General features: G+C 38.7%; 23 protein-coding genes. 17 read left to right on the forward strand and 6 right to left on the reverse strand.

Annotated elements, in window-relative coordinates; all coding sequences use genetic code 11:
• Window positions 1–97 precede the first annotated feature (97 nt).
• Window positions 98–643, reverse strand: coding sequence for an NADH peroxidase (locus BMY14_RS13595; protein WP_091832842.1), 546 nt, complete (start codon window positions 641–643; stop codon window positions 98–100).
• 361 nt (window positions 644–1,004) lie between these two features.
• Here BMY14_RS13595 and tsaE point away from each other — a divergent pair, with 361 nt between their 5' ends.
• From tsaE to BMY14_RS13645, 10 genes are all read left to right on the forward strand, one after another.
• Window positions 1,005–1,478 carry a tRNA (adenosine(37)-N6)-threonylcarbamoyltransferase complex ATPase subunit type 1 TsaE gene (tsaE, locus tag BMY14_RS13600; RefSeq protein WP_091832845.1) on the forward strand — a complete coding sequence of 158 codons (474 nt, stop codon included), beginning with the start codon at window positions 1,005–1,007 and terminating at the stop codon, window positions 1,476–1,478.
• Entirely contained in the window at window positions 1,466–2,176 is a 711-nt protein-coding gene (gene tsaB / locus BMY14_RS13605) for a tRNA (adenosine(37)-N6)-threonylcarbamoyltransferase complex dimerization subunit type 1 TsaB (RefSeq protein ID WP_091832848.1), read from the forward strand. The genes tsaE and tsaB overlap by 13 nt, the downstream gene beginning before the upstream one ends.
• Complete coding sequence (rimI, locus tag BMY14_RS13610; RefSeq protein ID WP_019553449.1) at window positions 2,176–2,631, forward strand: ribosomal protein S18-alanine N-acetyltransferase; 456 nt, start codon at window positions 2,176–2,178, stop codon at window positions 2,629–2,631. The genes tsaB and rimI overlap by 1 nt, the downstream gene beginning before the upstream one ends.
• A gap of 45 nt (window positions 2,632–2,676) precedes the next feature.
• The gene (tsaD, locus tag BMY14_RS13615) at window positions 2,677–3,705 is read left to right on the forward strand and encodes a tRNA (adenosine(37)-N6)-threonylcarbamoyltransferase complex transferase subunit TsaD (protein WP_091832851.1); all 1,029 of its coding nucleotides are present in this window, start codon (window positions 2,677–2,679) and stop codon (window positions 3,703–3,705) included.
• A 156-nt stretch (window positions 3,706–3,861) separates the two neighbouring features.
• Window positions 3,862–5,043, forward strand: a complete 1,182-nt coding sequence (locus BMY14_RS13620; RefSeq protein ID WP_342741768.1) for a sensor histidine kinase — start codon at window positions 3,862–3,864, stop codon at window positions 5,041–5,043.
• Window positions 5,044–5,082: 39 nt separating this feature from the next.
• Window positions 5,083–5,280, forward strand: a complete 198-nt coding sequence (locus BMY14_RS21115) for a hypothetical protein (protein ID WP_342741769.1) — start codon at window positions 5,083–5,085, stop codon at window positions 5,278–5,280.
• A 3-nt stretch (window positions 5,281–5,283) separates the two neighbouring features.
• Window positions 5,284–5,868, forward strand: a complete 585-nt coding sequence (locus tag BMY14_RS13625; protein WP_019553446.1) for an ANTAR domain-containing response regulator — start codon at window positions 5,284–5,286, stop codon at window positions 5,866–5,868.
• Between the two features lie 193 nt (window positions 5,869–6,061).
• A complete protein-coding gene (gene groES, locus BMY14_RS13630) occupies window positions 6,062–6,346 on the forward strand; it encodes a co-chaperone GroES (RefSeq protein WP_019553445.1) in 285 nt (94 codons plus the stop codon).
• Between the two features lie 52 nt (window positions 6,347–6,398).
• On the forward strand, window positions 6,399–8,045 hold the full coding sequence (gene groL, locus BMY14_RS13635) for a chaperonin GroEL (protein WP_091832854.1): 1,647 nt from the start codon (window positions 6,399–6,401) through the stop codon (window positions 8,043–8,045).
• Window positions 8,046–9,427: 1,382 nt separating this feature from the next.
• On the forward strand, window positions 9,428–11,149 hold the full coding sequence (locus BMY14_RS13645; protein ID WP_091832858.1) for a methyl-accepting chemotaxis protein: 1,722 nt from the start codon (window positions 9,428–9,430) through the stop codon (window positions 11,147–11,149).
• Window positions 11,150–11,217: 68 nt separating this feature from the next.
• On the opposite strand, the gene BMY14_RS13650 is transcribed toward BMY14_RS13645, so the two are convergent.
• The 3 genes from BMY14_RS13650 to BMY14_RS13660 all read right to left on the reverse strand — a co-directional run bounded on the left by BMY14_RS13650 (window position 11,218) and on the right by BMY14_RS13660 (window position 13,006).
• Window positions 11,218–11,508 carry a hypothetical protein gene (locus tag BMY14_RS13650; RefSeq protein WP_091832861.1) on the reverse strand — a complete coding sequence of 97 codons (291 nt, stop codon included), beginning with the start codon at window positions 11,506–11,508 and terminating at the stop codon, window positions 11,218–11,220.
• A 60-nt stretch (window positions 11,509–11,568) separates the two neighbouring features.
• Entirely contained in the window at window positions 11,569–11,910 is a 342-nt protein-coding gene (locus tag BMY14_RS13655; RefSeq protein WP_091832863.1) for a DUF4870 domain-containing protein, read from the reverse strand.
• A 115-nt stretch (window positions 11,911–12,025) separates the two neighbouring features.
• A complete protein-coding gene (locus BMY14_RS13660; RefSeq protein WP_091832866.1) occupies window positions 12,026–13,006 on the reverse strand; it encodes a YeiH family protein in 981 nt (326 codons plus the stop codon).
• A gap of 111 nt (window positions 13,007–13,117) precedes the next feature.
• Here BMY14_RS13660 and BMY14_RS13665 point away from each other — a divergent pair, with 111 nt between their 5' ends.
• The 5 genes from BMY14_RS13665 (at window position 13,118) to BMY14_RS13685 (ending at window position 17,884) form a co-directional block, all read left to right on the forward strand.
• A complete protein-coding gene (locus BMY14_RS13665; protein WP_091832869.1) occupies window positions 13,118–14,002 on the forward strand; it encodes a LysR family transcriptional regulator in 885 nt (294 codons plus the stop codon).
• A gap of 86 nt (window positions 14,003–14,088) precedes the next feature.
• Entirely contained in the window at window positions 14,089–15,171 is a 1,083-nt protein-coding gene (mqnE, locus tag BMY14_RS13670) for an aminofutalosine synthase MqnE (protein WP_091832873.1), read from the forward strand.
• Between the two features lie 18 nt (window positions 15,172–15,189).
• Window positions 15,190–16,029, forward strand: coding sequence for a menaquinone biosynthetic enzyme MqnA/MqnD family protein (locus tag BMY14_RS13675; protein ID WP_019553436.1), 840 nt, complete (start codon window positions 15,190–15,192; stop codon window positions 16,027–16,029).
• On the forward strand, window positions 16,026–17,051 hold the full coding sequence (mqnC, locus tag BMY14_RS13680) for a cyclic dehypoxanthinyl futalosine synthase (protein WP_091832876.1): 1,026 nt from the start codon (window positions 16,026–16,028) through the stop codon (window positions 17,049–17,051). Before BMY14_RS13675 ends, mqnC begins: the two co-directional genes overlap by 4 nt.
• A gap of 2 nt (window positions 17,052–17,053) precedes the next feature.
• Window positions 17,054–17,884, forward strand: coding sequence for a phosphorylase family protein (locus BMY14_RS13685; RefSeq protein ID WP_019553434.1), 831 nt, complete (start codon window positions 17,054–17,056; stop codon window positions 17,882–17,884).
• A 77-nt stretch (window positions 17,885–17,961) separates the two neighbouring features.
• On the opposite strand, the gene BMY14_RS13690 is transcribed toward BMY14_RS13685, so the two are convergent.
• Window positions 17,962–18,813, reverse strand: a complete 852-nt coding sequence (locus BMY14_RS13690; RefSeq protein ID WP_322786211.1) for a methyl-accepting chemotaxis protein — start codon at window positions 18,811–18,813, stop codon at window positions 17,962–17,964.
• A gap of 310 nt (window positions 18,814–19,123) precedes the next feature.
• Between BMY14_RS13690 and guaA the strand changes: the two genes are divergently transcribed.
• Window positions 19,124–20,644 carry a glutamine-hydrolyzing GMP synthase gene (guaA, locus tag BMY14_RS13695; protein ID WP_033368267.1) on the forward strand — a complete coding sequence of 507 codons (1,521 nt, stop codon included), beginning with the start codon at window positions 19,124–19,126 and terminating at the stop codon, window positions 20,642–20,644.
• 272 nt (window positions 20,645–20,916) lie between these two features.
• On the opposite strand, the gene BMY14_RS20615 is transcribed toward guaA, so the two are convergent.
• Window positions 20,917–21,165 carry a hypothetical protein gene (locus BMY14_RS20615; RefSeq protein ID WP_177177599.1) on the reverse strand — a complete coding sequence of 83 codons (249 nt, stop codon included), beginning with the start codon at window positions 21,163–21,165 and terminating at the stop codon, window positions 20,917–20,919.
• A gap of 15 nt (window positions 21,166–21,180) precedes the next feature.
• On the opposite strand from BMY14_RS20615, the gene BMY14_RS13700 reads away from it, so the two are divergent.
• Window positions 21,181–21,555: a hypothetical protein gene (locus BMY14_RS13700; protein ID WP_245741420.1), complete on the forward strand. Its 375-nt coding sequence runs from the start codon at window positions 21,181–21,183 to the stop codon at window positions 21,553–21,555.
• Window positions 21,556–21,564: the final 9 nt, after the last annotated feature.

The raw sequence follows: 21,564 nt of genomic DNA on the forward strand, positions 1-21,564 counted from the left end.
CGAAAAGACTGTTTCCCAACATGCTGCAGAGCAAAAGGAAAACAGTCTTTTTTATTATAAAAATAAAAGAGGCCCGAAGGCCTCTTTGTCAATCCAATTACTTTGTGAAATAACGTTTTAATAAACCATTGAATCCAGAACCATGGCGTGCTTCATCTTTTGCCATTTCATGAACGGTATCATGGATTGCATCCAAATTAAGTTGTTTGGCAAGTGTTGCCAATTCTTTTTTACCAGCACAGGCACCTTGTTCAGCAGCTACGCGCATTTCAAGATTTTTCTGCGTGCTTGATGTAAGGACTTCACCGAGAATTTCAGCGAATTTTGAAGCATGTTCAGCTTCTTCGAATGCATAACGTTTGAAAGCTTCGGCAATTTCAGGATAGCCTTCGCGATCCGCAACGCGGCTCATAGCGAGGTACATACCAACTTCACTGCATTCTCCAGTGAAGTTTTGACGAAGGCCTTCAACGATGCGAGCATCAACGCCTTCAATAATTCCTACATGATGTTCATCGGCAAACGAAAGATCACCGCTTTGTTCAACGAATTTTGAAGCAGGTGCTTTACAAATAGGACATTCAGCTGGAGCGTGGTCTCCTTCATGTACATAACCACAAACTGTGCAAACAAATTTTTTCATTTAAAATTCCTCCAAATATATATGTATAATTTTTATTGTATTTTCAGTACCGAGCTGCTCAATGTATTTCCTGTTCGGTATTGATTATGTTTTTAGTATAGCGGATGTTACTTTATTTTGAAATGCCCATAAATAAGCAAATTTGTTTATTTTTATATGTTTTTCTACATTTTTCGCCGTAATTCATTATTTAGCATAACTTTTCAATTTTGATTATTAATAAATAATTATTATTAATAAAATTGTGCTATTTTATTTATTCATCCTATATTGCTGCGAATGCTTAGTACTGGTACGCATTGTGAAAGTAAAGGTTAGCGGGTATAATTATAACAGATGATAGAGTAGGAGTGTATGCAGAATGTTTCAATTAAAAACGTCATCACCAGAAGAAACGTATGCATTTGGGCAAAAACTAGCTGATAAAATCAGACAGGGGATGGCCTTTTGTTTAGAGGGTGATTTAGGTGCAGGCAAGACTTTACTGGTACAGGGATTGGCAAATGCTTTGCATGTTATCGATGAGGTCACGAGCCCAACGTTTGCCATTATGAATGTATATGATGGTGATTATACGATATATCATTTTGATTTGTATCGTTTGGAGTTCGAACGCGAGCTGGAAGACATTGGATTTTATGAGTACAGCGAAACCGAAGATGCTGTTATTATTATTGAGTGGCCGGATCGTTTTCCCGATGATTTGCCAAATGATTATATTGGCTTGAAAATAGATCGTGGTAGGCTTGAAAATGAGAGAATAATTACGATTTCACAGCAAGGTAAAAAGAATCAAAAGTTTTATGAGGAGTTGAAAGAGCTTTGCCGATTTTAGCGTTAGATACATCGACATTGGTATCAAGTGTGGCGATTGCTTCACCAGAAAAATTAATTGCGGAGCTGATCCTACAGACGAAATTAACCCATTCTGAAGTCTTGATGCCTCATATTGAACAAATTTTAGCAATGACAAAAATAAAAAAAACAGATCTGACGGGAATTGCTGTCAGCATTGGACCGGGTTCGTTTACCGGGCTGCGGATTGGTTTAGCTGCGGCAAAAGGTATGGCCTATGCACTCAAGCTTCCTATAGTCGGTGTTTCGACTTTGGCGGCATTGGCTTACCATTATCCGATGCCGAATATATATATAGCACCACTATTGGATGCACAAAAAGGAAATGTATATATGGCACTATACCGTTGGGAAAATGGAATATTACAAGAAGTGCAGGCACCGGTAGTCAAATCGTTTGATATGGTTTTACAAGACGGGCAGGTACTTGATTTACCAGTTGTTTTCGTGGGGGATACGGCGCAAAAACAGGCACTGGCTATTGCCGAAGCAGGTGGAAATGTTGTTCCGGCTATGCCGCAATTGGTTATGCCGCGTGCCGCGAATGTAGCCATGCTGGGACTGTCCGAGTTTGCCAAAGGCAAAACGGATCATGTGATGCAGCTAGAACCTGTTTATATTAGACGCTCTGAAGCAGAGGTGCTTTGGGAACGCCGAAATGGGAAAAGTGAAGAGTAATGAATCTTACATTTAAACAAATGACACAGGATGATATTGATCAAGTTGTGCAAGTTGAAGAAAATTCATTCAACAATCCCTGGTCAAAGCAGTCTTTTTGCGAGGAAGCCGCTAATCCGGTTGCATATTATTTATTGCCGCTGATGGCGGGAGAAATTATCGGTTATGTTGGTGTGTGGTTTATTCTGGATGAAGCCCATATTACGAATGTGGCAGTTTTGCCGGAGTATCGCAAACAAGGAATCGGTGAAAAAATGATGCGTGAAATACTTCGTATTGCTAAAAATAATGGTGCTGTGGCGATGACTCTGGAGGTCAGGCCATCGAATGTTTCTGCGTTGGCGCTTTATAATAAACTTGGTTTTGTCAGTGAAGGTATCCGTAAACAGTATTATGAAGATAATGGTGAAGATGCAATTATTATGTGGCTTAGAAATATTGATACATTTGCTTAAGGTACGATTTAATTTACATATAGATGGAGTGGAGGTTTTTTTTTGATGGAAGATAAAGCTTGTTTGACGCTGGCCATCGAATCAAGTTGTGATGAAACGTCAGCAGCTGTGCTCTCGGGTGGACGAATTATTTTATCCAATGTCATTTCAACACAAATTCCGGTGCACCAAAAATTTGGTGGTGTTGTCCCGGAAATTGCATCGCGTAAACATATTGCTAATATTATGCCTGTGATTGATGAAGCACTTAGACAGGCACAGGTCAGCTTAACCGATATAAATCAAATTGGTGTAACATACGGACCAGGTTTGGTAGGAGCGCTGCTGGTCGGCGTGTCAGCGGCTAAGGCATTAGCCTTTTCACTGGATATCCCGCTTATTGGGGTCAATCATTTGGAAGGTCATATTTTTGCCAATTTTTTAGCTCATCCTGAACTAAAACCGCCTTTTGTGGCTTTAGTTGTTTCTGGCGGGCATACATCACTGGTACATGTTAAAGACTACAATACGTTTTATTTAATCGGGCAAACACGCGATGATGCTGCCGGGGAAGCTTTTGATAAAGTTGCTCGTGTTATGGGGCTGCCCTATCCAGGTGGTCCGCAAATTGATAAATTAGCCAAACTAGGCAACGCAGATGCGATTGCATTTCCTCAGGCACTCAGTGGAAAAGGCAATTTTGAATTTAGTTTCAGTGGACTTAAATCGGCTGTGCTCAATTATTTACATAATGCTGAGCAAAAAGGTGAAATTGTTAATAAAGCAGATGTTGCGGCGTCTTTTCAGAAAGCCGTTATTGCTGTTTTAATCGATAAAGCATTGCAGGCTGTCGAAAAAGCAGGGCTGACAAAGCTGGTGTTAGCAGGCGGTGTTGCCGCAAATAGTGCACTGGAAAAACAGTTAAAAGCTTCAACGGAGGCTGCTGGGGTTGAATTTTACTATCCAAATATGATATTATGTACAGATAACGCAGCCATGATTGGCTGTCGGGCTTATTATCAAAGCCTGATGGGAGATTTTGCTAATTTGTATTTAAATGCAATTCCAAATTTAAAATTAACCGATAAGGAATAAGAAAAAACATTCAATGGAGAATGCACTTTCTAAAGAAAAAGTGCGTTCTTTTTTTGTATACAATATTATTCATGATCCAGGAGCTGTATTTAAAGGAATTATGGACATTTCAAGGGAAATCAAATATGGTTAGAAGGAAATGGAGGCGGCTTAAGCATGAGCTCATTAGCAGACAATTGCCGAAAATTTACGAAATTATCGGCAATGCAGATAGAAATTTTAAAACGAATCAGTATGAGTTTTCCATTGATTGCCGATTTGGCTCATGCGCACTTAACGGTTTATGTGCAATCAAAAGAGGAAGATCGGCTGATTATAGCCGCTCAGGTCAAGCCCCATACTACGTTTAGCCCGATTGATATTGGACAAGCTGGTGAAAGTATCCGTGTTCAGGAAGAACCCATCATTTGGCGAACAATGACGACGGGAAAACCAATTCAGGGTAAACGGGAATGGGTTTGGGGTCTGATGATTGATATGTATACCTTTGCGATTCATGACGGTGCAAAAGTCATTGCTGTCATGAGTTTTGAGACCAATTCGGAAGAACTAAAAATAGATGGTTATGCACAGCTTTTAGAAACGGCTTGTGTTATTTTGGTCAATGCCCGTAAACCGATTGATGCGGATCTGTATAGACCTCTTTCTGCGAGTGATGGTATCATCATTACAGATCAAAACAATCGAATCATTTTTGTTAATACAGCTGTAGTTCGTATTTATAAAGTATTAGGTGTAGGCAATCTGATTGGGTATCATATGTTTGACCGTCAGTTGACAATGCATATTACCAAAGAGACGATTGTGAGCCAGCGGCCTTATGAAAAAGAATTAGAAGCTGGGGACTTGGTTTTGGTCCAGCGGAATATCCCCATTATGGAAGCGGGGAAATTATTACGGCGTGTGGTGATTATTTCTGATATCACCGAACTTCGGATGAAAGATAAAGAAATTCTTATAAAATCAGCAGTTATACAGGAGATACACCATCGTGTGAAAAATAATCTGCAAACGATTGCGAGCCTGCTCAGGCTGCAGTCGCGACGCAGTAAATCAGAAGAGGTAAAAGCAGCTCTTCGGGAAAGCGTAAACCGTATTTTAAGCATCTCGGTCGTGCATGAGTTTTTGTCGCAGCAAGATGCAGAAATTATTGATGTGGTGGAAGTAACAAAAAACATTTTAAGTCTGGTGGCACAAAATATGTTAGACCCTGACTTTGAATTGGAAACAAGATTTTCGGGTGGTACAATTATTTTGCCATCCGAACAGGCCAGTAACTTGGCGCTGATTATAAATGAATTGGTTTTAAACTCGATTGAACATGCTTTTGAAAATTAAACAACCGGTATTATCGGGCTGGATATTACAAAAAGCAAAATGGAATATGTGATTGATCTTTATGATAATGGTGCCGGGCTGCCGGATGATTTTGAACCACGCAATTCAAAATCCCTGGGGCTGCAAATTGTGCGTACCTTGATTGAAGACGATATGTCTGGCACATTCGAATTATATAATGATCATGGAACACATGCAAAAATCACAGTCCCTAGTAGTCTTGGAGGAGGTAAATAACTGATGGAATCTTTAAAACTTGTAATTGCCGATAATGAATCGATTATTCGTATGGACTTAAAAGAAATTTTGGAAGAGGCCGGACATGAAGTTGTTGGTGAAGCGGTTGATGGTTATAAAGCGATTGAATTGACGAAAAAATACCGTCCTGACCTTGTTATTATGGACATCAAGATGCCAGAATTGGATGGGATTGCCGCTGCAAAAGTTATTGCTGATCAGAAATTAGCACCAGTTCTTTTACTTACGGCATTTAGTCAAAAAGAAATTGTCGATCGAGCCAAAGATTCCGGTGTGTTAGCCTACCTTGTGAAACCAGTCAAAGAAAGCAATCTTTTTCCGGCTATGGAAATTGCTTTATCCAGATTTAGAGAAATCAAACAGCTTGAGCAAGAGTTGGACGATGTAAAAAATTCATTGGAAATGCGTAAAATTCTCGATCGGGCGAAAGGAATTTTAATGAATGCCTATGGCTTGAGTGAGGCTGAAGCATACCGCAGAATACAACAATATAGTATGGCAAAACGCAAGACAATTAAAGAAGTTGCTGAATCAATTATTCGGTCTGCTTTGAAAAAAAAATCATAAAGTAAAAAAGCCCCTATAAAATGTTATTGTTTTACATTTTATAGGGGCTTTTTGCGAATATTTGCATCATTTTTAAAAAAAGCCCTTGATTTTTTGGCCAAAATTATATATCATAAGAATTGTAATTAGCACTCGCTTCGAACGAGTGCTAACAAAATAAAATTATTTACATAAATAAAGGAGGAAAATAAAAATGATTAAGCCATTAGGCGACAGAGTTGTCATTGAAGTTTCAGAAGGCGATGTAAAAACTGCAAGTGGTATCGTATTACCAGATACAGCGAAAGAAAAACCGCAAAAAGGTAAAGTTGTAGCAGTTGGCACAGGTAAAATTCTCGAAAATGGTCAGAGAGCAGCTATTGATGTAAAAGCGGGCGACAGCATCATTTTCTCCAAATATGCCGGAACTGAAATTAAAGAAGACGGTAAAGATTATCTGATTGTCAGTGAAAGAGATATTTTAGCAGTTGTTGAATAATTGCTAAATAGTCTATCTTTAACATATTAAAAATTAGGAGGGTTCTTATACAATGGCTAAACAAATTTTGTTTGACGAAGAAGCGCGTCGTGCTTTAGGAAGAGGCGTTGATGCATTAGCAAACGCTGTAAAAGTAACATTAGGACCAAAAGGCAGAAATGTTGTTCTGGATAAAAAATTCGGGGCACCTGTAATTACGAATGATGGTGTTACGATCGCTCGTGATATTGAATTGGAAGATCCGTTTGAAAATATGGGCGCACAGCTCGTTAAAGAAGTTGCGACCAAAACAAATGATATTGCTGGTGATGGTACAACTACGGCAACATTACTTGCACAGGCTATGATTCATGAAGGCATGCGTAATGTAGCAGCTGGCGCAAATCCAATGATCATTAAAAAAGGTATTGAAAAAGCGGTAAAAGCACTTGTTAGCGAAATTAAAAACAATTCCATTAAAGTTGAAGGCAAAGCCGCAATTGCACAAGTTGCAGCAATTTCTTCCAGTGATGAAGAAATTGGTGATTTGATTGCTGAAGCTATGGAAAAAGTTGGTAAAGACGGTGTTATCACGGTTGAAGAATCCAAGACGATGGACACCAACCTTTCTGTAGTAGAAGGTATGCAGTTTGATCGTGGCTATATTTCTCCATACATGGTTACAGATACGGATAAAATGGAAGCGGTTCTTGATGATCCTTATATCTTGATTACCGATCGTAAAATATCCGCTATATCAGATATTTTACCTATTCTTGAAAAAGTGGTTAAACAGGGTAAAGAACTTGTTATCATCGCTGAAGATCTTGATGGTGAAGCTTTGGCAACTCTTGTTGTAAACAAACTTCGCGGCACATTTAAAGCTGTTGCAATCAAAGCTCCTGGCTTTGGTGATCGTCGCAAAGCGATGCTCGAAGATATTGCTATCTTAACTGGTGGTAATGTAATCACAGAAGAACTCGGTCGTAAGCTTGAAAGTGTTGAAATTGAAGATCTTGGTCGTGCTCGTCAGGTTCGTTCTTCAAAAGAAGAAACTACAATTGTAGATGGTTTGGGTGAAAAAGCTGCGATTCACGGTCGTGTTGAACAGATTAAAAATCATATTAAAGAAACAACTTCTGATTTTGATAAAGAAAAATTGCAAGAACGTTTGGCAAAACTTGCTGGCGGTGTAGCTGTCATTGAAATCGGCGCAGCAACGGAAGTTGAATTGAAAGATAAAAAACTTCGTATCGAAGATGCATTGAATGCAACTCGTGCTGCTGTTGAAGAAGGCATTGTTGCTGGTGGTGGTACGACATTTATCGATATTCTGCCTATACTTGATACACTTGAAGCAGATGGTGATGTTAAAACGGGTATCAATCTTGTAAAACGCGCGATTGAAGAACCAGTTCGTCAAATCGCAAACAATGCAGGTCTTGAAGGTTCTGTTGTTGTTGAAAACGTAAAACGTGCTGGTAAAGGTCAAGGCTTTAATGCTTTGACTGGTGAATATATTGATATGGTTGCGGCTGGTATCGTTGATCCGGCAAAAGTAACTCGTTCAGCACTCCAAAATGCTGCAAGTATCGCAGCAATGGTTCTTACAACAGAAACTCTTGTTGCTGATAAACCTGAAAAAGGTGATTCAGCAGCAGCTGCCGCTGGCATGGGCGGCGGTATGGGCGGCGGCATGGGAATGCCGGGCATGATGTAATCTGTAAAGATTATGTGTAGAAAATATAATTTTATAAAATCAGCACTGCACATGTTGATTTTATAAAAGGAATGGTGCCTGACCGTTTTCTTTGTAGTGAATTTATATTTTAGCTGGGAATCGCTGCACACGGTTTCAAGTTGAAATATGATCATATAGAACTCAGGAGGCATAAAAAGTAAAATAAACCAAGACCTTTTTTGATGTCACGATCATTTTGGTCTTGGTTTATTTTTTATTAAATCGATAATTTTTTTATAGATTAGTTGACAAGTCCTGCTACATTGGATTATTATGTAAATTATATGGAATGAAATATTTTGTACGGAACGGACTCTGCACACACAAGATCTTCGTAATTTTTTTAGGCAGCTGTAAAAAATTGATGAACTCATACAAAAATGAGAGTTATGGATTGAGGCTGCCTTCTCATCGCGATTGAAGTCATAGCAGCACCAGAATTTTAAGAGGCAAAACACAATCAATATATATTCATGTATTGATTGTTGAAAAATTTTTATACAATTATTGCTGCACACTTTAATTGTATAAGATTACCTTTAAAATTTATATTTAATCAGGTGCCACGACTTGATTAGCAGTCAGATTTTATAGGTATTATATTCTTGCAGATTTTATATCTGCAAGAACAGATGAACCTGAGATTTAGCCATCTACTGCTGTACACTTTGGTTAGCTAAAACGCAGGTTTGTCAAAAAAAACCAGGGAGGCATCCTACCCTAACTGGAACAAAGACTTCGAAGATGATCTTGATCATTTTTGGAGTCTTTGTTTTATATAAAAAAAATCCGCTGCTGGTTTGAGATTTGGCAGCGGATTTTGTGTGGGAGCATCATAGCTAGTGAATATGTTTTCTCAAATGAATAGAATTTAATAGATCAACAACTGCAATAAATAAAAAGAATAGACAAATAACTTTCGTGGTAAAAGTGAGAATATGCAATGCTGTTTCAAAATAAATACTCCACACTCCTATGATTGGTGAAATGAAAAGAAAAATCATTAAAGCACCAAAAGACATTAAAAATAAATAAGCAGCGGGGCAATTTTTTAGCATGATATCATCTCCTTTTATACTTCTATTATATTCTGAATTTTCTGTTTTGTGAAGCAGAAAAAGTGAAAAAGGGACATAAAATGAAGAAAATATGAATAACTTTGCTTATTAAGTCCGGTGTAGCAGGGATTTTTTTGAATATATAGAATTTTAAAGATATGTGTTAAACTATGAAACAGTTGAAAAGAACATACTTTTTTTACATAACCCATATATTCGGATCTTTCCAGAATGTTAGAAACTCATTTTGTGTTTTACTTATAAGGCATTGCTTTATAAAAATTATAGAAGGAGAGATGTAAAATGGATTGGTTTAATAATTTAAAGGTCAAGCAGAAACTTAGTGTGTTAATCATTGTTTTTAGTTGTGCTGTTGTTTTGGTGGGGTCTATAGGTTATATCAATTTGAAACAAAGTAGTGAATACACGGATAAGATGTACGAAAACAATTTAACTGAAATGCAATTATCATATGAAAGTCGGATTTATATACGAAGAATTCGAACCGATATATTAGATCTCATGATTACGACAGATGCAAATGAAAATAAAAAATTATCAGGTCAAATAGCGGATTCGAGAAAATTACTCGGCGAAACTTTAGCAAAATATGATACCTTACCATTATCACAAGAACAAAAAGGTAATGTTAAGGAATTACAAAATAATATAGCGAAATATCGTGATGGCAATAATATGGTTGTTGATTTAGCTTTACAAAATAAACATACTGAAGCCTATACGTTATATAAGACAACGGTAGAGCCTTTGGCTGATATAACATCTAAGACCTTGCAAACGATTACGGATGTATCAAAGAAAAATGCCGATCAGATGAATCAGGCATCAAAAGACAATTTTGCCAAAGCAAGTATGATGTTTGTACTTATTACCATTTTTGCTGTTATCATTGGAGCCGGTCTCGGCATTTTGATTGTGAAGCAAATTGTAAAACGTTTGGGCGAATCGGTAAGCTTTTTAGGGGGAATTGCCTCAGGTGATTTTTCGCAAAATGTTGCAGACAGTAATATGCAAGATAAAAGTGAATTTGGTGTCTTGTCGAAAGCAGTTGACTTAATGAATCGAAATATTCGAACCTTAATCAAACAACTGCTTAACACATCCGAACAATTGGCGGCGGCCTCACAAGAATTAACTGCAAGCGCTGAGCAGTCAGCTCAGGCATCGGCTCAGGTTGCAGAATCAATCACAGAAGTAGCAAAAGGGGCCGAAAAACAATTGGAAATTGCCATTACCACCAATCGTATTGTGGAAGAGATGGCAAAGGGAATTCATCAAGTGACTGAAAATACAATTGAAGTGGCTAAATCTACAGAAAAAACTTCTGTTGCAGCTGTGGCTGGCGGGAAAGCTGTACAAAAAACCGTTGGACAGATGGGGGTTATTGAGCAAAAAACCAATAATACCGCGGATGTCATTGGGGAGCTGGAAGGTAAATCTAAACAAATCGGACAGATTGTATCTTTGATTTCAAATATTGCCGAACAAACAAACCTGCTGGCATTAAATGCGGCCATTGAAGCAGCCCGGGCCGGGCAGGCTGGACGCGGCTTTGCTGTGGTTGCCGATGAAGTGCGGAAATTGGCAGAACAGTCTGCTCATGCAACAAAGGATATAACGAGCTTGATTGCGGAAGTTCAGTTTAAGACGCAATCTGCCGTTACTTTTATGAATGAAAGCAAACGTGAAGTGAAAATCGGCTCGGAACTGGTTGATTTAGCGGGGCAAAATTTTAATGAAATTTTAGAAATGATTAAAGGAATATCAGATGAAGTCAATGAAATATCAGCAGCAACTGAACAGCTTACCAGCGGTACCGAAGATGTTGTAACAGCGGCTGGTGGAATTAGTGCACAAACGAAAAAAACGGCTGAAGAAACAGAAACGATTTCTGCGGCAACGGAAGAACAATCGGCATCTATGGAAGAAATTGCGTCAGCAAGTACACATTTGTCAACGATGGCCGCAGAACTACAAGAGGCTATTCAAAAGTTTAAAGTTTGATTTTAACAAAAAGGGAATGCATGGGCTTTTAGCCTGGCATTCCCTTTTTGTGATACATATGGTCGTTGCTATTTTACTTTGCTGGCAAACAGATAAATTAAAATTGTTGCGGCAATGCCGAAGACACCATAAATTGGACCTTTTTCAATAAATGCATAAATCGTCGCCGCTAAACAAAAAATCACAGCAAAAAATGTTTGTTTGGCACTTTCTTTACGAAAGGCAAACGTTTTATAGTCTACACCGGTGGCGGCTTTAAAACAGTCTGGGCAGATGATGCTTTGTTCATTTTTCGCCTCTTTATGCACAAGGGCTTCTTTTTCCGTAATGACTTTGCCGCATTTTTGGCATGTTAACATGGGCTCAACTCCTGCAATATAAATTCATTGTATTTTAGACTAAAATTCATTTTATCATATTTAGAAATTTCGTGCGATACTTTGGATGAGTGGGTAATCATAAGAGTCTCCCTTCATTGCTTTATAGGCAGCAACCAGAGAGGTAATGAAAAATACAGCACCGACTATACATAAAAAAGGAATTAACAAGATACCAATGAGCAGATGTACTAAAAACATAACGATTGTTGAACATAAAACAAACATGGTTTGTGCAATCAAGGCTTGTTTCGCATGTTCATGGACAAAAGAATCGCTTTTTTTGAGCAGTACAATGATTAATGGTACAATAATCAGTCCGATTCCGAGCAAATAAGCCAGATGCGATAGAACTGCTAAAAATTTTTGTTCACCGGAAATCATAAAAAAACCTCCTTAAAATCCGTTTTCATTATAGTATAACATTAAATTGATAGAAGAAAATAGAGTATCCTCGTTGAAAAAGGATACTCTAGTCTATTTTTATGAGATTTTTATTTTAGATGAGGCCGATGATCCTCTGGACGATCAAGGATACGACAGCGACGGCAATCCAACAGCACAGCCCTAAAGTAATTGGTTTGAGACCGTTTTGAATTAATGATTTTAGATTTGTATTTAAACCGATTGCACTCATTGCTAGAATAATGGAAAATTTACCCATATTGCCTAATGCAGATGTGATTGCATTAGGCAATATGCCACTTGTATTAACAATGGAAGCAACAACAAACCAGAGGATAAACCAAGGAAATATTTTTGCAAGGTTAAATGTACCGGTTTTCTTTTGGTCTTGTGCTGTAAGAAAAGCAAACAGCAGGCATACTGGTACAATCATCAAAGCGCGCGTCAATTTTACGATCGTGGCATAATTTCCAGCGGCCGTGCTATAAGAGTAACCAGCTGCCACAACGGAAGAAGTATCATTAATCGCAGTACCGGCCCACATACCAAAACCAGTATTGCTTAAATTTAAAAAGTGACCAATAGCAGGAAAAATAAAAACAGCTATAACATTGAATAGAAAGATTGTGGAGATAGAAAAAGCGACATCCTGATCTTTGGCACCGATGACCGGTGCAACTGCAGCAATGGCAGAACCGCCACAAATCGCTGTACCTGCTCCAATAAGGATCGTTGTATCTTTATCAAGCTTTAGCACTTTACCAATGCCATAGGCGACACCAAAGGCCGTAATTAGTGTAAAGATCATTACATAAAGTGATTGTGAGCCGACTGCCATGACATGAAATAAATTCATTTCGAAGCCGAGTAGAATAATGGAGTACTGTAATATTTTTTTGCCGGTGAATTTGATGCCTGTTTCAAAAGATGATGGACGTTTAAATGTTGCTGCGGCAATGCCGAGTAAAATGCCGAATACAGGACCGCCAATAATCGGAAATTGATTACCCAAAAAATAAGCAGGGATTGCAAATAAAAAACAAAATAAAATACCTTTGATGTGTTGTTGATTCATTAAAAAATTCACTCCTTTTCTTGTTGTAAGCTTAGCACTTGCACATTGATATGTAAAATAGTATAATTTTATAAAAACGATAGGTAAAAATAGATGAAAGGAGTAAAGCGAATGACTTTACGGCATTTAAACATTTTCCTGTGTGTTTGTGATGAAAATAATATGACACGTGCTGCGGCACAGCTTCATATGACGCAGCCTTCGGTCAGCCAGGCAATTCAAGAATTAGAAGAGCATTATGAGGTGCTGCTATTTGAAAGATTGGGGCGTAGATTGTTCATCACGGAGGCTGGACAACGCTTGCTGAGTTATGCGCAACGGACGATGAGCCTGCATCAACAGACGGAATTGGCGATGCGTGAATTTGGTCAGGTATATCATCTGCGAATTGGTGCCAGTGTAACAATCGGGGAGTGTGTCTTGATTGATTTGATACAATATATGTATGAGATGAATCCCAATCAGGATATTGTTTCTGAAATTCATAATACGGCAGAGTTGGAGAAAATGCTGTTGCAAGATGAATTGGATTTGGCACTGGTGGAAGGTGTTATTCAGTCTGAATCTTTGATCGCGCAGCCTTTTTTAGCGGATGAATTAATTTTTATCGCATCACCACAAAGTGCTTTTTTAGAAAAAAAAGAAATTTCCTTGATGATGCTTAAAAAAATGAAATTTTTTGTGCGTGAAGATGGCAGTGGTACGCGTGATTTATTTACGAAACTGATGCAGCAGCATGCGGTGGATTTTGAAATCAGTGGTGTTTACAATAATGCAGAAACTATAAAAAAAGCAGTCATTGCGGGTCTTGGCGTCAGCGTTATTTCAAGGCGTGCCGTAAAAAATGAATTGGCTAGAGGTGAGCTATGCAGTTTTACTGTAGAAGATTTATCGTTTAAGCGTGACTTTCATATTGTGTATCATAAAGATAAATATATATCGAAAGAATTGCAGGCCACGATTGAACTTTGTCGCAACATAGAGGGTATCCTATAAATATTGCAGGAGTTTGTGTGAAAAATCACGAATTATTATTACTTTATGGTATAGCGAGAGGAAAGAACTGAGGTGGACTTATTTTAATGAAAGCAAACTTAACAGCGTCGCAAAAAGCGGCCCAAGGCATACGATTATCCTTTGATGATGCAATGGAATTGTATCGTTTGAATGATTTATTATCTTTGGCCGAGTGGGCGCGTGTCGCAAAAGAACGGAAAACCGGCAAGAAAGTTTATTACAATGTGAATCGGCATATCAATTTGACAAACATTTGTACAGCAAATTGTCCGCTTTGTGCATTTTCCTGTAAAGCAGGAGATCCGCAGGGGTTTATTTTATCAAAAGAAGAAATACGCACAATGCTTATTGCAACAGCAAAAAAAACACCTGGACTCACGGAAGTTCATATGGTAAGTGCACTGCATCCAGACGAACCATTTTCTTATTATGTGGATATTGTTAAGACGGTGAAAGATGTTTTGCCAAATGTTCATTTAAAAGCCTTTACTCCAGTGGAAATTGTTCATTTTGCCCAGATTGCAGATTTGTCCATAGAACAAGTACTGATTATATTAAAAGAAGCAGGACTGGATTCTCTGCCAGGCGGTGGTGCAGAAATTTTAGATGATGCGGTACGTAAAATCATATGTCCGAATAAAGCCACGACAGCGCAGTGGATTGAAACAATTAAAACAGCCCATCATCTTGGTATTTTAACGAATGCGACAATGATGTACGGCCACATTGAAACAATAGAACAGCGAATTTCTCATTTATTTACATTACGCGATATACAAGATGAGACAAATGGCTTTCAAGCGTATGTATCGTTTCCCTTTCATCCGGCAAATACAGAGCTTTCTCATTTAAAACGTGTTTCTTCATGGGAAGATCTCAAAATGATTGCGTTGTCACGTTTGATTTTAGATAACATAGATCATATTAAAGCCTTTTGGATGATGCTGACTCAGCCAATTGCACAGCTTGCTCTGGCTTTTGGTGTTGATGACCTGGATGGCACAGTGGAAGAAGAAAAAATAATCCATGCTGCCGGGGCTACAACAAAAGCAGGAATTACAAAATTAGAAATTATAAAAATGGTTGAAGAAACAGGCTATGTGCCAATAGAACGAGATACATTCTATCATCTCGTGAAACAAATATAGACGTAAGGAGGGGTTTTTGTGGAAACTCCTAAATTAGGGCACATTAATTTTTTAAACTGTCTGCCGTTGACATACAGTTTAAAATATGATGGCTTTGACCAGGGCTTAGCTGTTTCATCCGCCGTGCCGTCCGTGCTTAATGAAGATATTGTTCAGAACCGGCTTGACGTAAGTCCGGTATCGTCCATTATTTATGCACGCAATAATGAAAAACTTTTGCTTATGCCAGACGTGAGCATTACAGCTGATGGTGATGTTCAAAGCATAATTTTAGTATCGAAAAAACCAATTGAAAAATTGAGCAATGATAAAATTCTCTTAACGGCAAAATCGGCGACGTCACATTGTCTTTTGAAAATTGTGCTCAGTAAGGCGTATGGCGCCAGACCCAATTACTATATCCGTAATATTGATATGGATACTGTGCTATCGGGTGATATTACAGCAAAACTTTTGATCGGTGATGATGCACTTTATGCGAAATATCATAAACAGGCAGGTTTGTATTATTATGATATTGGGGCACAATGGAAAAAATTAACAGGACTTCGTATGGTATATGCTGTTTGGGTTGTAAATCGAAAATTTGCTGAAAAAAGACCGGATCTTGTGCAGTACACGTATGAAAAAGTGACACAGGGTTTTAAAAATGGGTATGCAAAAAAAAGACAGGCGATTGAGTCGATTCTAGATAGCAAACCATTTTCCTTTACGCAGCTGGATGAATATCTCGATGTGATCAAATGGGATTTAGGGCAGGAACATTTAGAAGCTCTTTTGACTTTTTACACGATGGCGCATGAATTGAATTTGATTGATCATGTACCGGAAATTGAAATAGCGGAGGTTTATCGATGAGTTTGACAGAAAAAGAAGGTCTGGAACTTTTGTGCCATGGTGATCTATTGGCGCTGGGGAAAATGGCAGATATAGAAAGACAGAAAAAACATCCAGGGAAAACGGTAACCTTTATCATCGATCGAAATATCAATTACAGTAATATTTGTGTAAATGAATGTAAATTTTGTGCATTTTTTAAACGCCAAGATGATAAAGATGCCTATGTTCTATCGAAACAGACTATTTTAGATAAAATTCAAGAAACGATAGATGCCGGTGGCACGCAGGTCATGATTCAAGGTGGTCTGCATCCAGAGCTGGATTTAGCTTATTATGTAGATATGCTCTCGACCATCAAAGAAAAATTTGATATTCGCATACATTCCTTTACAGCTACGGAAGTTTTATATATGGCGCAACAGGCAGGCCGTTCCGTACTTGATACATTGAAGGAACTTCAGGCAGCCGGCCTTGATTCTTTGCCGGGCGGCGGAGCGGAAATCCTGGTTGACCGAATCCGTCAGCGTGTTAGTCCAAAAAAAATTATGACAGATGACTGGCTTCATGTTATGGAATGTGCGCATCAAATCGGTATGGAAAGTACGGCTACAATGGTCATTGGCATGGGAGAAACCATGGCAGATCGCATTGAACATATGGAAAAGGTGAGGGCGCTGCAAGAAAAAACAGGTGGATTTCGTGCTTTTATTACGTGGACCTTCCAGCCGGGGAATACGCAGCTTGGCGGTGAGAAAACATCGTCTTGGGACTATTTGAAAACATTGTCAATGACGCGCCTTTATATGGATAATATTTCTCATATTCAAGGCTCATGGGTCACACAGGGGCAAAATATTGGACAGGTTACCCTGGCTTTTGGTGCCAATGATCTTGGCAGTATCATGCTGGAAGAAAACGTTGTACGTGCGGCTGGCACGGCCTATCAAATGTCGATCGATAAGATGGTTAATATGATCCGTGCAGCGGGTTATGAAGCGGCACAGCGTGATACAGAATATAATATAATTAGGAGATTTTAAAAATGAAGACAATTCCTCAAGCCCAATACGCTGTAGTTGGTGGTTCGGGTACATTATCAAGTGATTTTCCGTTAGGCGCAAAGGCAGCGGATGTGAAAATAATAGAAGATAATCTGGTTTTTGAAACACCGTATGGCGAAAGTCCGTTATTTCGTATTTTTCAAGTAGCCGATAAAAAAGTTATTACGTGTAAAATGCATGGCTGGCGTAGTGGTGTCGGTCGCGCTGATGCTTCTCGTCAAGTGTTTTGGGTATTTCGTGAAGCTGGCGTAAAACGTATTATCGCCGAAGGCGGTGTTGGTACGATTAACCATTTGATGGATATTCGTGATTTTATGATTCCTGATGATTATCTTGATATGTCTGTACGTAAGGATGTTGGTCTTGAAGGCCGCTATTTACTGGTTATGCGTGATGCCTTATGTACACAAATGCGTGCTGAGCTTATTGAGCAGACACGCAAACATTTTGATGGCCGCATTTTTACACGCGGTATTTATGCGAATACAGATGGCCGTCATTTTGAAAGTCCGGCTGAAATTGCCATGCTCAAAGGTCATGCTGATATTGTCGGACAAAGTATCTGCCCGGAAGTATATCTTGCTCGTGAAATTGGTGCGTGCTATGCAGGTCTTTACTATACGGTTAATTATGGTGAAGGCATTGTTAAATCTTGGTCACATGATGATCTCGAAGCTATTTTTTATGATGATGCACCGATGATTAGTAAGATCATTCTTGATACGATTCGAAATTTGCCCTTTGATGGAGATACATGCGAGTGTAAAGATTTGCGAAAAGAAACGTTACTCAAAGAAGTTTATAATAAATAAAGAAACGGTTTACAGAACAAATTTTATCTGTAAACCGTTTCTTTTTAATAAAAAATAATTAAGATGGCAATGTCATCTTATTTGAACCGTTCAACATATACTTCCAGATGATTTGCGGCATTGGTAACTTCCGCAAGATTCGCCGTGATTTGTTGTGTCGAGGCAGCTTGTTCTTCACTGATGGCTCCAGTGGATTCAATAGCTTTTGATAATTCAATAACGGCACCATTGATTTCGGCTAAGATTCGCTGGATTTTTTCAGTTGCTTGTTTGGATTGTTCAGCGAGTTTTCGTACTTCTTCAGCAACAACAGCAAAACCGCGTCCTTGTTCACCGGCTCTGGCTGCTTCGATCGCAGCATTCAAACCAAGTAAATTCGTCTGTTGGGCAATATTATTAATGAAGTTGATAACTTGGATTGTTTCACTATTTTTATCTTTTAAGTTTGTTGCTAAAACAATCGCATCCTGACCGCCCTTAGCCAATTCACCAGCACTAATAGCAATTTGTTCTACGGTTTCATAAGCCGTTTTGGTTGAACTGGCCAGCTCGCTTACTGTAGTGATGAGATTTTCATTGCTTTCGGTATCGATCCCCGAACTCAATGTTCCAATGACTTCGTTATTTAATCCGTAAATCGGTGTAAATATCGTTTTGATTGGACGACCATATACTTCTTTAGGTACATTGGCGAACGTATCTTTTTTCGTACGAATACATTCAACGATAGTTGGAATATCACCAATTGGTTTGCCAGCTTGTAAATCCAGTTCAAAATCTTTGGCTCGATAGTAATCTAAATATGCTGTCAAATCGCTGAGCCCAACGGCCATATCTTCACGAGAAATATGATTGAGATAAGGTAAAACGAGTTTAAACGCGCTGAGAATATCCTCGTTTGTCTTTATATTATCAGTTGAAATCATCATAAAGCCTCCTTGTATTATTTTTAGACATTAAGATATAAATTCGATAATTCTGATAAAGTTCCTCTTAATTTTTTTTATAAATCCTGTGTTTTGGCTGGAAAAACGATAGTTGAGTATTTTGTCTTAGGAAAAACGATATAAAGACAAGGGATAAGAACGAAATATCAGGCTGTTTTTAGTGAAAGTGCAGTACCTATCCTGCTTATTGTGTTAAGAATTTTAGAACGAAGTAGAAAAGTATTATATAGTTGTGCTATAATTGAACGATATTAATACATGAGGAGGACTTCTTGAATTGAGCAACAAAGAGATGTTATTAGTGCTGGATTTTGGCGGACAATATAGCCAATTAATTGCCAGACGGGTAAGAGAATGTGGCGTGTATTGTGAAATTGTGCCATACGATTGCAGTATTGAAAGAATTAAATCGGAGAACCCAAAGGGAATTATTTTTTCAGGTGGTCCGAATAGTGTATATGCAGAGGATACTCCTAAAGCAGATCCAAAAATATTTGAACTGGGTATTCCTATTTTGGGGATTTGTTATGGACATCAATTTATGGCCTATACATTAGGTGGTAAAGTTGAACATGCTGCATCTGGTGAATATGGTAAAACAGCACTAACACTTGATTCATCAGCTAACTTATTTAAAGGGATTGATTCAGACAATGAAAGCTGGATGAGCCATATGGATTATGTGTCTGAAGCTCCAGCTGGTTTTAAGGTCGTTTCATCTACCAAAACCACACCTGTTGCGGCTATGATTAATGAAGCAAAAAAATTATATGGAGTACAATTCCATCCAGAAGTAGAACATACACCATTTGGCAGACAAATGATCTCTAATTTTTTAGTTGATATTTGTAAGGTTAGTGGTGACTGGAATATGGCTTCATTTGCTGAAGAAAAAATTGCAGCTATTAAAGAACTGGTAGGCGGAAAAAAAGTTCTTTGTGCATTATCCGGTGGTGTGGATTCCTCCGTTGCTGCGGTTTTGGTACACCGTGCTGTGGGACAACAATTAACTTGTGTTTTTGTTGATCACGGTCTGCTTAGAAAAGATGAAGGCGATCAAGTAGAAACGATTTTCAGAAAACAATTCGATATGAATTTGATTCGTGTCGATGCGAAAGATCGTTTTTTAGGAAAATTAAAAGGTGTTTCTGATCCGGAAACAAAACGTAAAATTATCGGCGAAGAATTTATTCGTGTGTTTGAAGAAGAGGCGAATAAACTCGGACAGATTGATTATCTGGTTCAGGGAACAATCTATCCAGATGTTGTCGAAAGCGGCACAAAAACTTCGGCAACGATCAAAAGTCATCACAATGTAGGCGGCTTGCCGAAAGATATGAAATTTGGTTTGATTGAACCATTGCGGGAACTGTTTAAAGATGAAGTTCGCGCCGTTGGTGAAGAGCTCGGCATTCCACATAAACTTGTATGGCGTCAGCCTTTCCCAGGTCCGGGGCTTGCCATTCGTGTCTTAGGTGAAGTGACCGAAGAAAAATTACTGGTTACGCGTGAAGCGGATGCAATCTTCCGTGATGAAATCGCGAAAGCCGGTCTCGAAGAAAAAATCTGGCAGTATTTTGCCTGCCTGCCTAATATACGCTCCGTAGGTGTAATGGGAGATGGACGTACGTATTGTCATACAATAGCTCTTCGTGCTGTAACCAGTTCCGATGCGATGACTTCTGATTGGGCACATATCCCTTATGAAGTACTCGATAAAGTTTCCCGCCGTATCGTAAACGAAGTAGAAGGCGTAAATCGTATTGTCTACGACGTAACTTCAAAGCCACCAGCGACTATCGAGTGGGAATGACAAAAAAAATAAGAGAAAACCACAACTCCTTTATTTAAAAAGGGTTGTGGTTTTTTGTTTTAGACTTTTTAGATGAAGATAAGGAACACTTGGAAAATATGCTGGCTGTTGTCATGGGGCACTGCCATTTATTCTGAAAAGGGCCAAATGGTTTAGCCTGCCGACATAGACAAAAACGACCTTGCATTAAAGCTTTTCGAAGCTTATGCAGGGTCGTTTTTTTATCCTAAACCCGCGTAAATACAGGAATTTATGCTTGCTAAAGAGAGCGGTCACCATGGAGTGGCAGGTATTTCTGGCAAAGCCAGAGAGAATATATAAAAATGCCCTTTACAGAATAAACGGCAGTGCCCCGCGACATGGTGATATTTTCTTTTATGCTTTTTGGGAAAAAGCATAGTACTATGATTTTCATGAATATTGGCTTGAAACGCCCGTAACATGGGGCGAAAGAGTATATTCATGATGTTCTGTTTCCCAAAAACCGAATCTCCAATTCCCCCAAAACCGCCCATTTTCATTTTTGGGAAGTGCTTTTGGGAAAATGGAGTCAAGCAGCAGAGCGTTCCTCATATGGAGGTTTTGCAAAGGTGAGGAAGAAAAATTTTAAAGGTCGTTGTGAAAAACGTGTCATTGCCAAGTGCAATGAGGTATGCAGGACATACGATGCGATCCAGTACGCTTATGCGGATATTCTGCAAGCAAGTGATGAAGTAAAAGAAATCAGGTGCAATGTCTCGCTTGATGGGCGGGACATTGGCCACTATACATCGGATTTTGTCTGCGTTAAGTCTGACAATGATTTGATGGTGCGTGAATGCGTATTTCGTAAGTTTCTGATGAAGCCGCTTACAGTCAAGTTACTGGATGCTTCAAGAGAATACTGGTTAAAGCATGGGGTAACAGATTAGGGGCTAGTC

Source organism: Propionispira arboris (assembly GCF_900109225.1).
Taxonomy (GTDB): Bacteria; Bacillota; Negativicutes; order Selenomonadales; family Selenomonadaceae; genus Propionispira; species Propionispira arboris.

Bases quoted from the DNA above. Each gene is read 5' to 3' on its own strand.
- BMY14_RS13595 (WP_091832842.1), bottom strand. From the start codon at position 643: ATGAAAAAATTTGTTTGCACAGTTTGTGGTTATGTACATGAAGGAGAC.
- tsaE (WP_091832845.1), top strand. From the start codon at position 1,005: ATGTTTCAATTAAAAACGTCATCACCAGAAGAAACGTATGCATTTGGG.
- rimI (WP_019553449.1), top strand. From the start codon at position 2,176: ATGAATCTTACATTTAAACAAATGACACAGGATGATATTGATCAAGTT.
- tsaD (WP_091832851.1), top strand. From the start codon at position 2,677: ATGGAAGATAAAGCTTGTTTGACGCTGGCCATCGAATCAAGTTGTGAT.
- BMY14_RS13620 (WP_342741768.1), top strand. From the start codon at position 3,862: ATGAGCTCATTAGCAGACAATTGCCGAAAATTTACGAAATTATCGGCA.
- BMY14_RS21115 (WP_342741769.1), top strand. From the start codon at position 5,083: ATGGAATATGTGATTGATCTTTATGATAATGGTGCCGGGCTGCCGGAT.
- BMY14_RS13625 (WP_019553446.1), top strand. From the start codon at position 5,284: ATGGAATCTTTAAAACTTGTAATTGCCGATAATGAATCGATTATTCGT.
- groES (WP_019553445.1), top strand. From the start codon at position 6,062: ATGATTAAGCCATTAGGCGACAGAGTTGTCATTGAAGTTTCAGAAGGC.
- groL (WP_091832854.1), top strand. From the start codon at position 6,399: ATGGCTAAACAAATTTTGTTTGACGAAGAAGCGCGTCGTGCTTTAGGA.
- BMY14_RS13645 (WP_091832858.1), top strand. From the start codon at position 9,428: ATGGATTGGTTTAATAATTTAAAGGTCAAGCAGAAACTTAGTGTGTTA.
- BMY14_RS13650 (WP_091832861.1), bottom strand. From the start codon at position 11,508: ATGTTAACATGCCAAAAATGCGGCAAAGTCATTACGGAAAAAGAAGCC.
- BMY14_RS13655 (WP_091832863.1), bottom strand. From the start codon at position 11,910: ATGATTTCCGGTGAACAAAAATTTTTAGCAGTTCTATCGCATCTGGCT.
- BMY14_RS13660 (WP_091832866.1), bottom strand. From the start codon at position 13,006: ATGAATCAACAACACATCAAAGGTATTTTATTTTGTTTTTTATTTGCA.
- BMY14_RS13665 (WP_091832869.1), top strand. From the start codon at position 13,118: ATGACTTTACGGCATTTAAACATTTTCCTGTGTGTTTGTGATGAAAAT.
- mqnE (WP_091832873.1), top strand. From the start codon at position 14,089: ATGAAAGCAAACTTAACAGCGTCGCAAAAAGCGGCCCAAGGCATACGA.
- mqnC (WP_091832876.1), top strand. From the start codon at position 16,026: ATGAGTTTGACAGAAAAAGAAGGTCTGGAACTTTTGTGCCATGGTGAT.
- BMY14_RS13685 (WP_019553434.1), top strand. From the start codon at position 17,054: ATGAAGACAATTCCTCAAGCCCAATACGCTGTAGTTGGTGGTTCGGGT.
- BMY14_RS13690 (WP_322786211.1), bottom strand. From the start codon at position 18,813: ATGATGATTTCAACTGATAATATAAAGACAAACGAGGATATTCTCAGC.
- guaA (WP_033368267.1), top strand. From the start codon at position 19,124: ATGTTATTAGTGCTGGATTTTGGCGGACAATATAGCCAATTAATTGCC.
- BMY14_RS20615 (WP_177177599.1), bottom strand. From the start codon at position 21,165: ATGAAAATGGGCGGTTTTGGGGGAATTGGAGATTCGGTTTTTGGGAAA.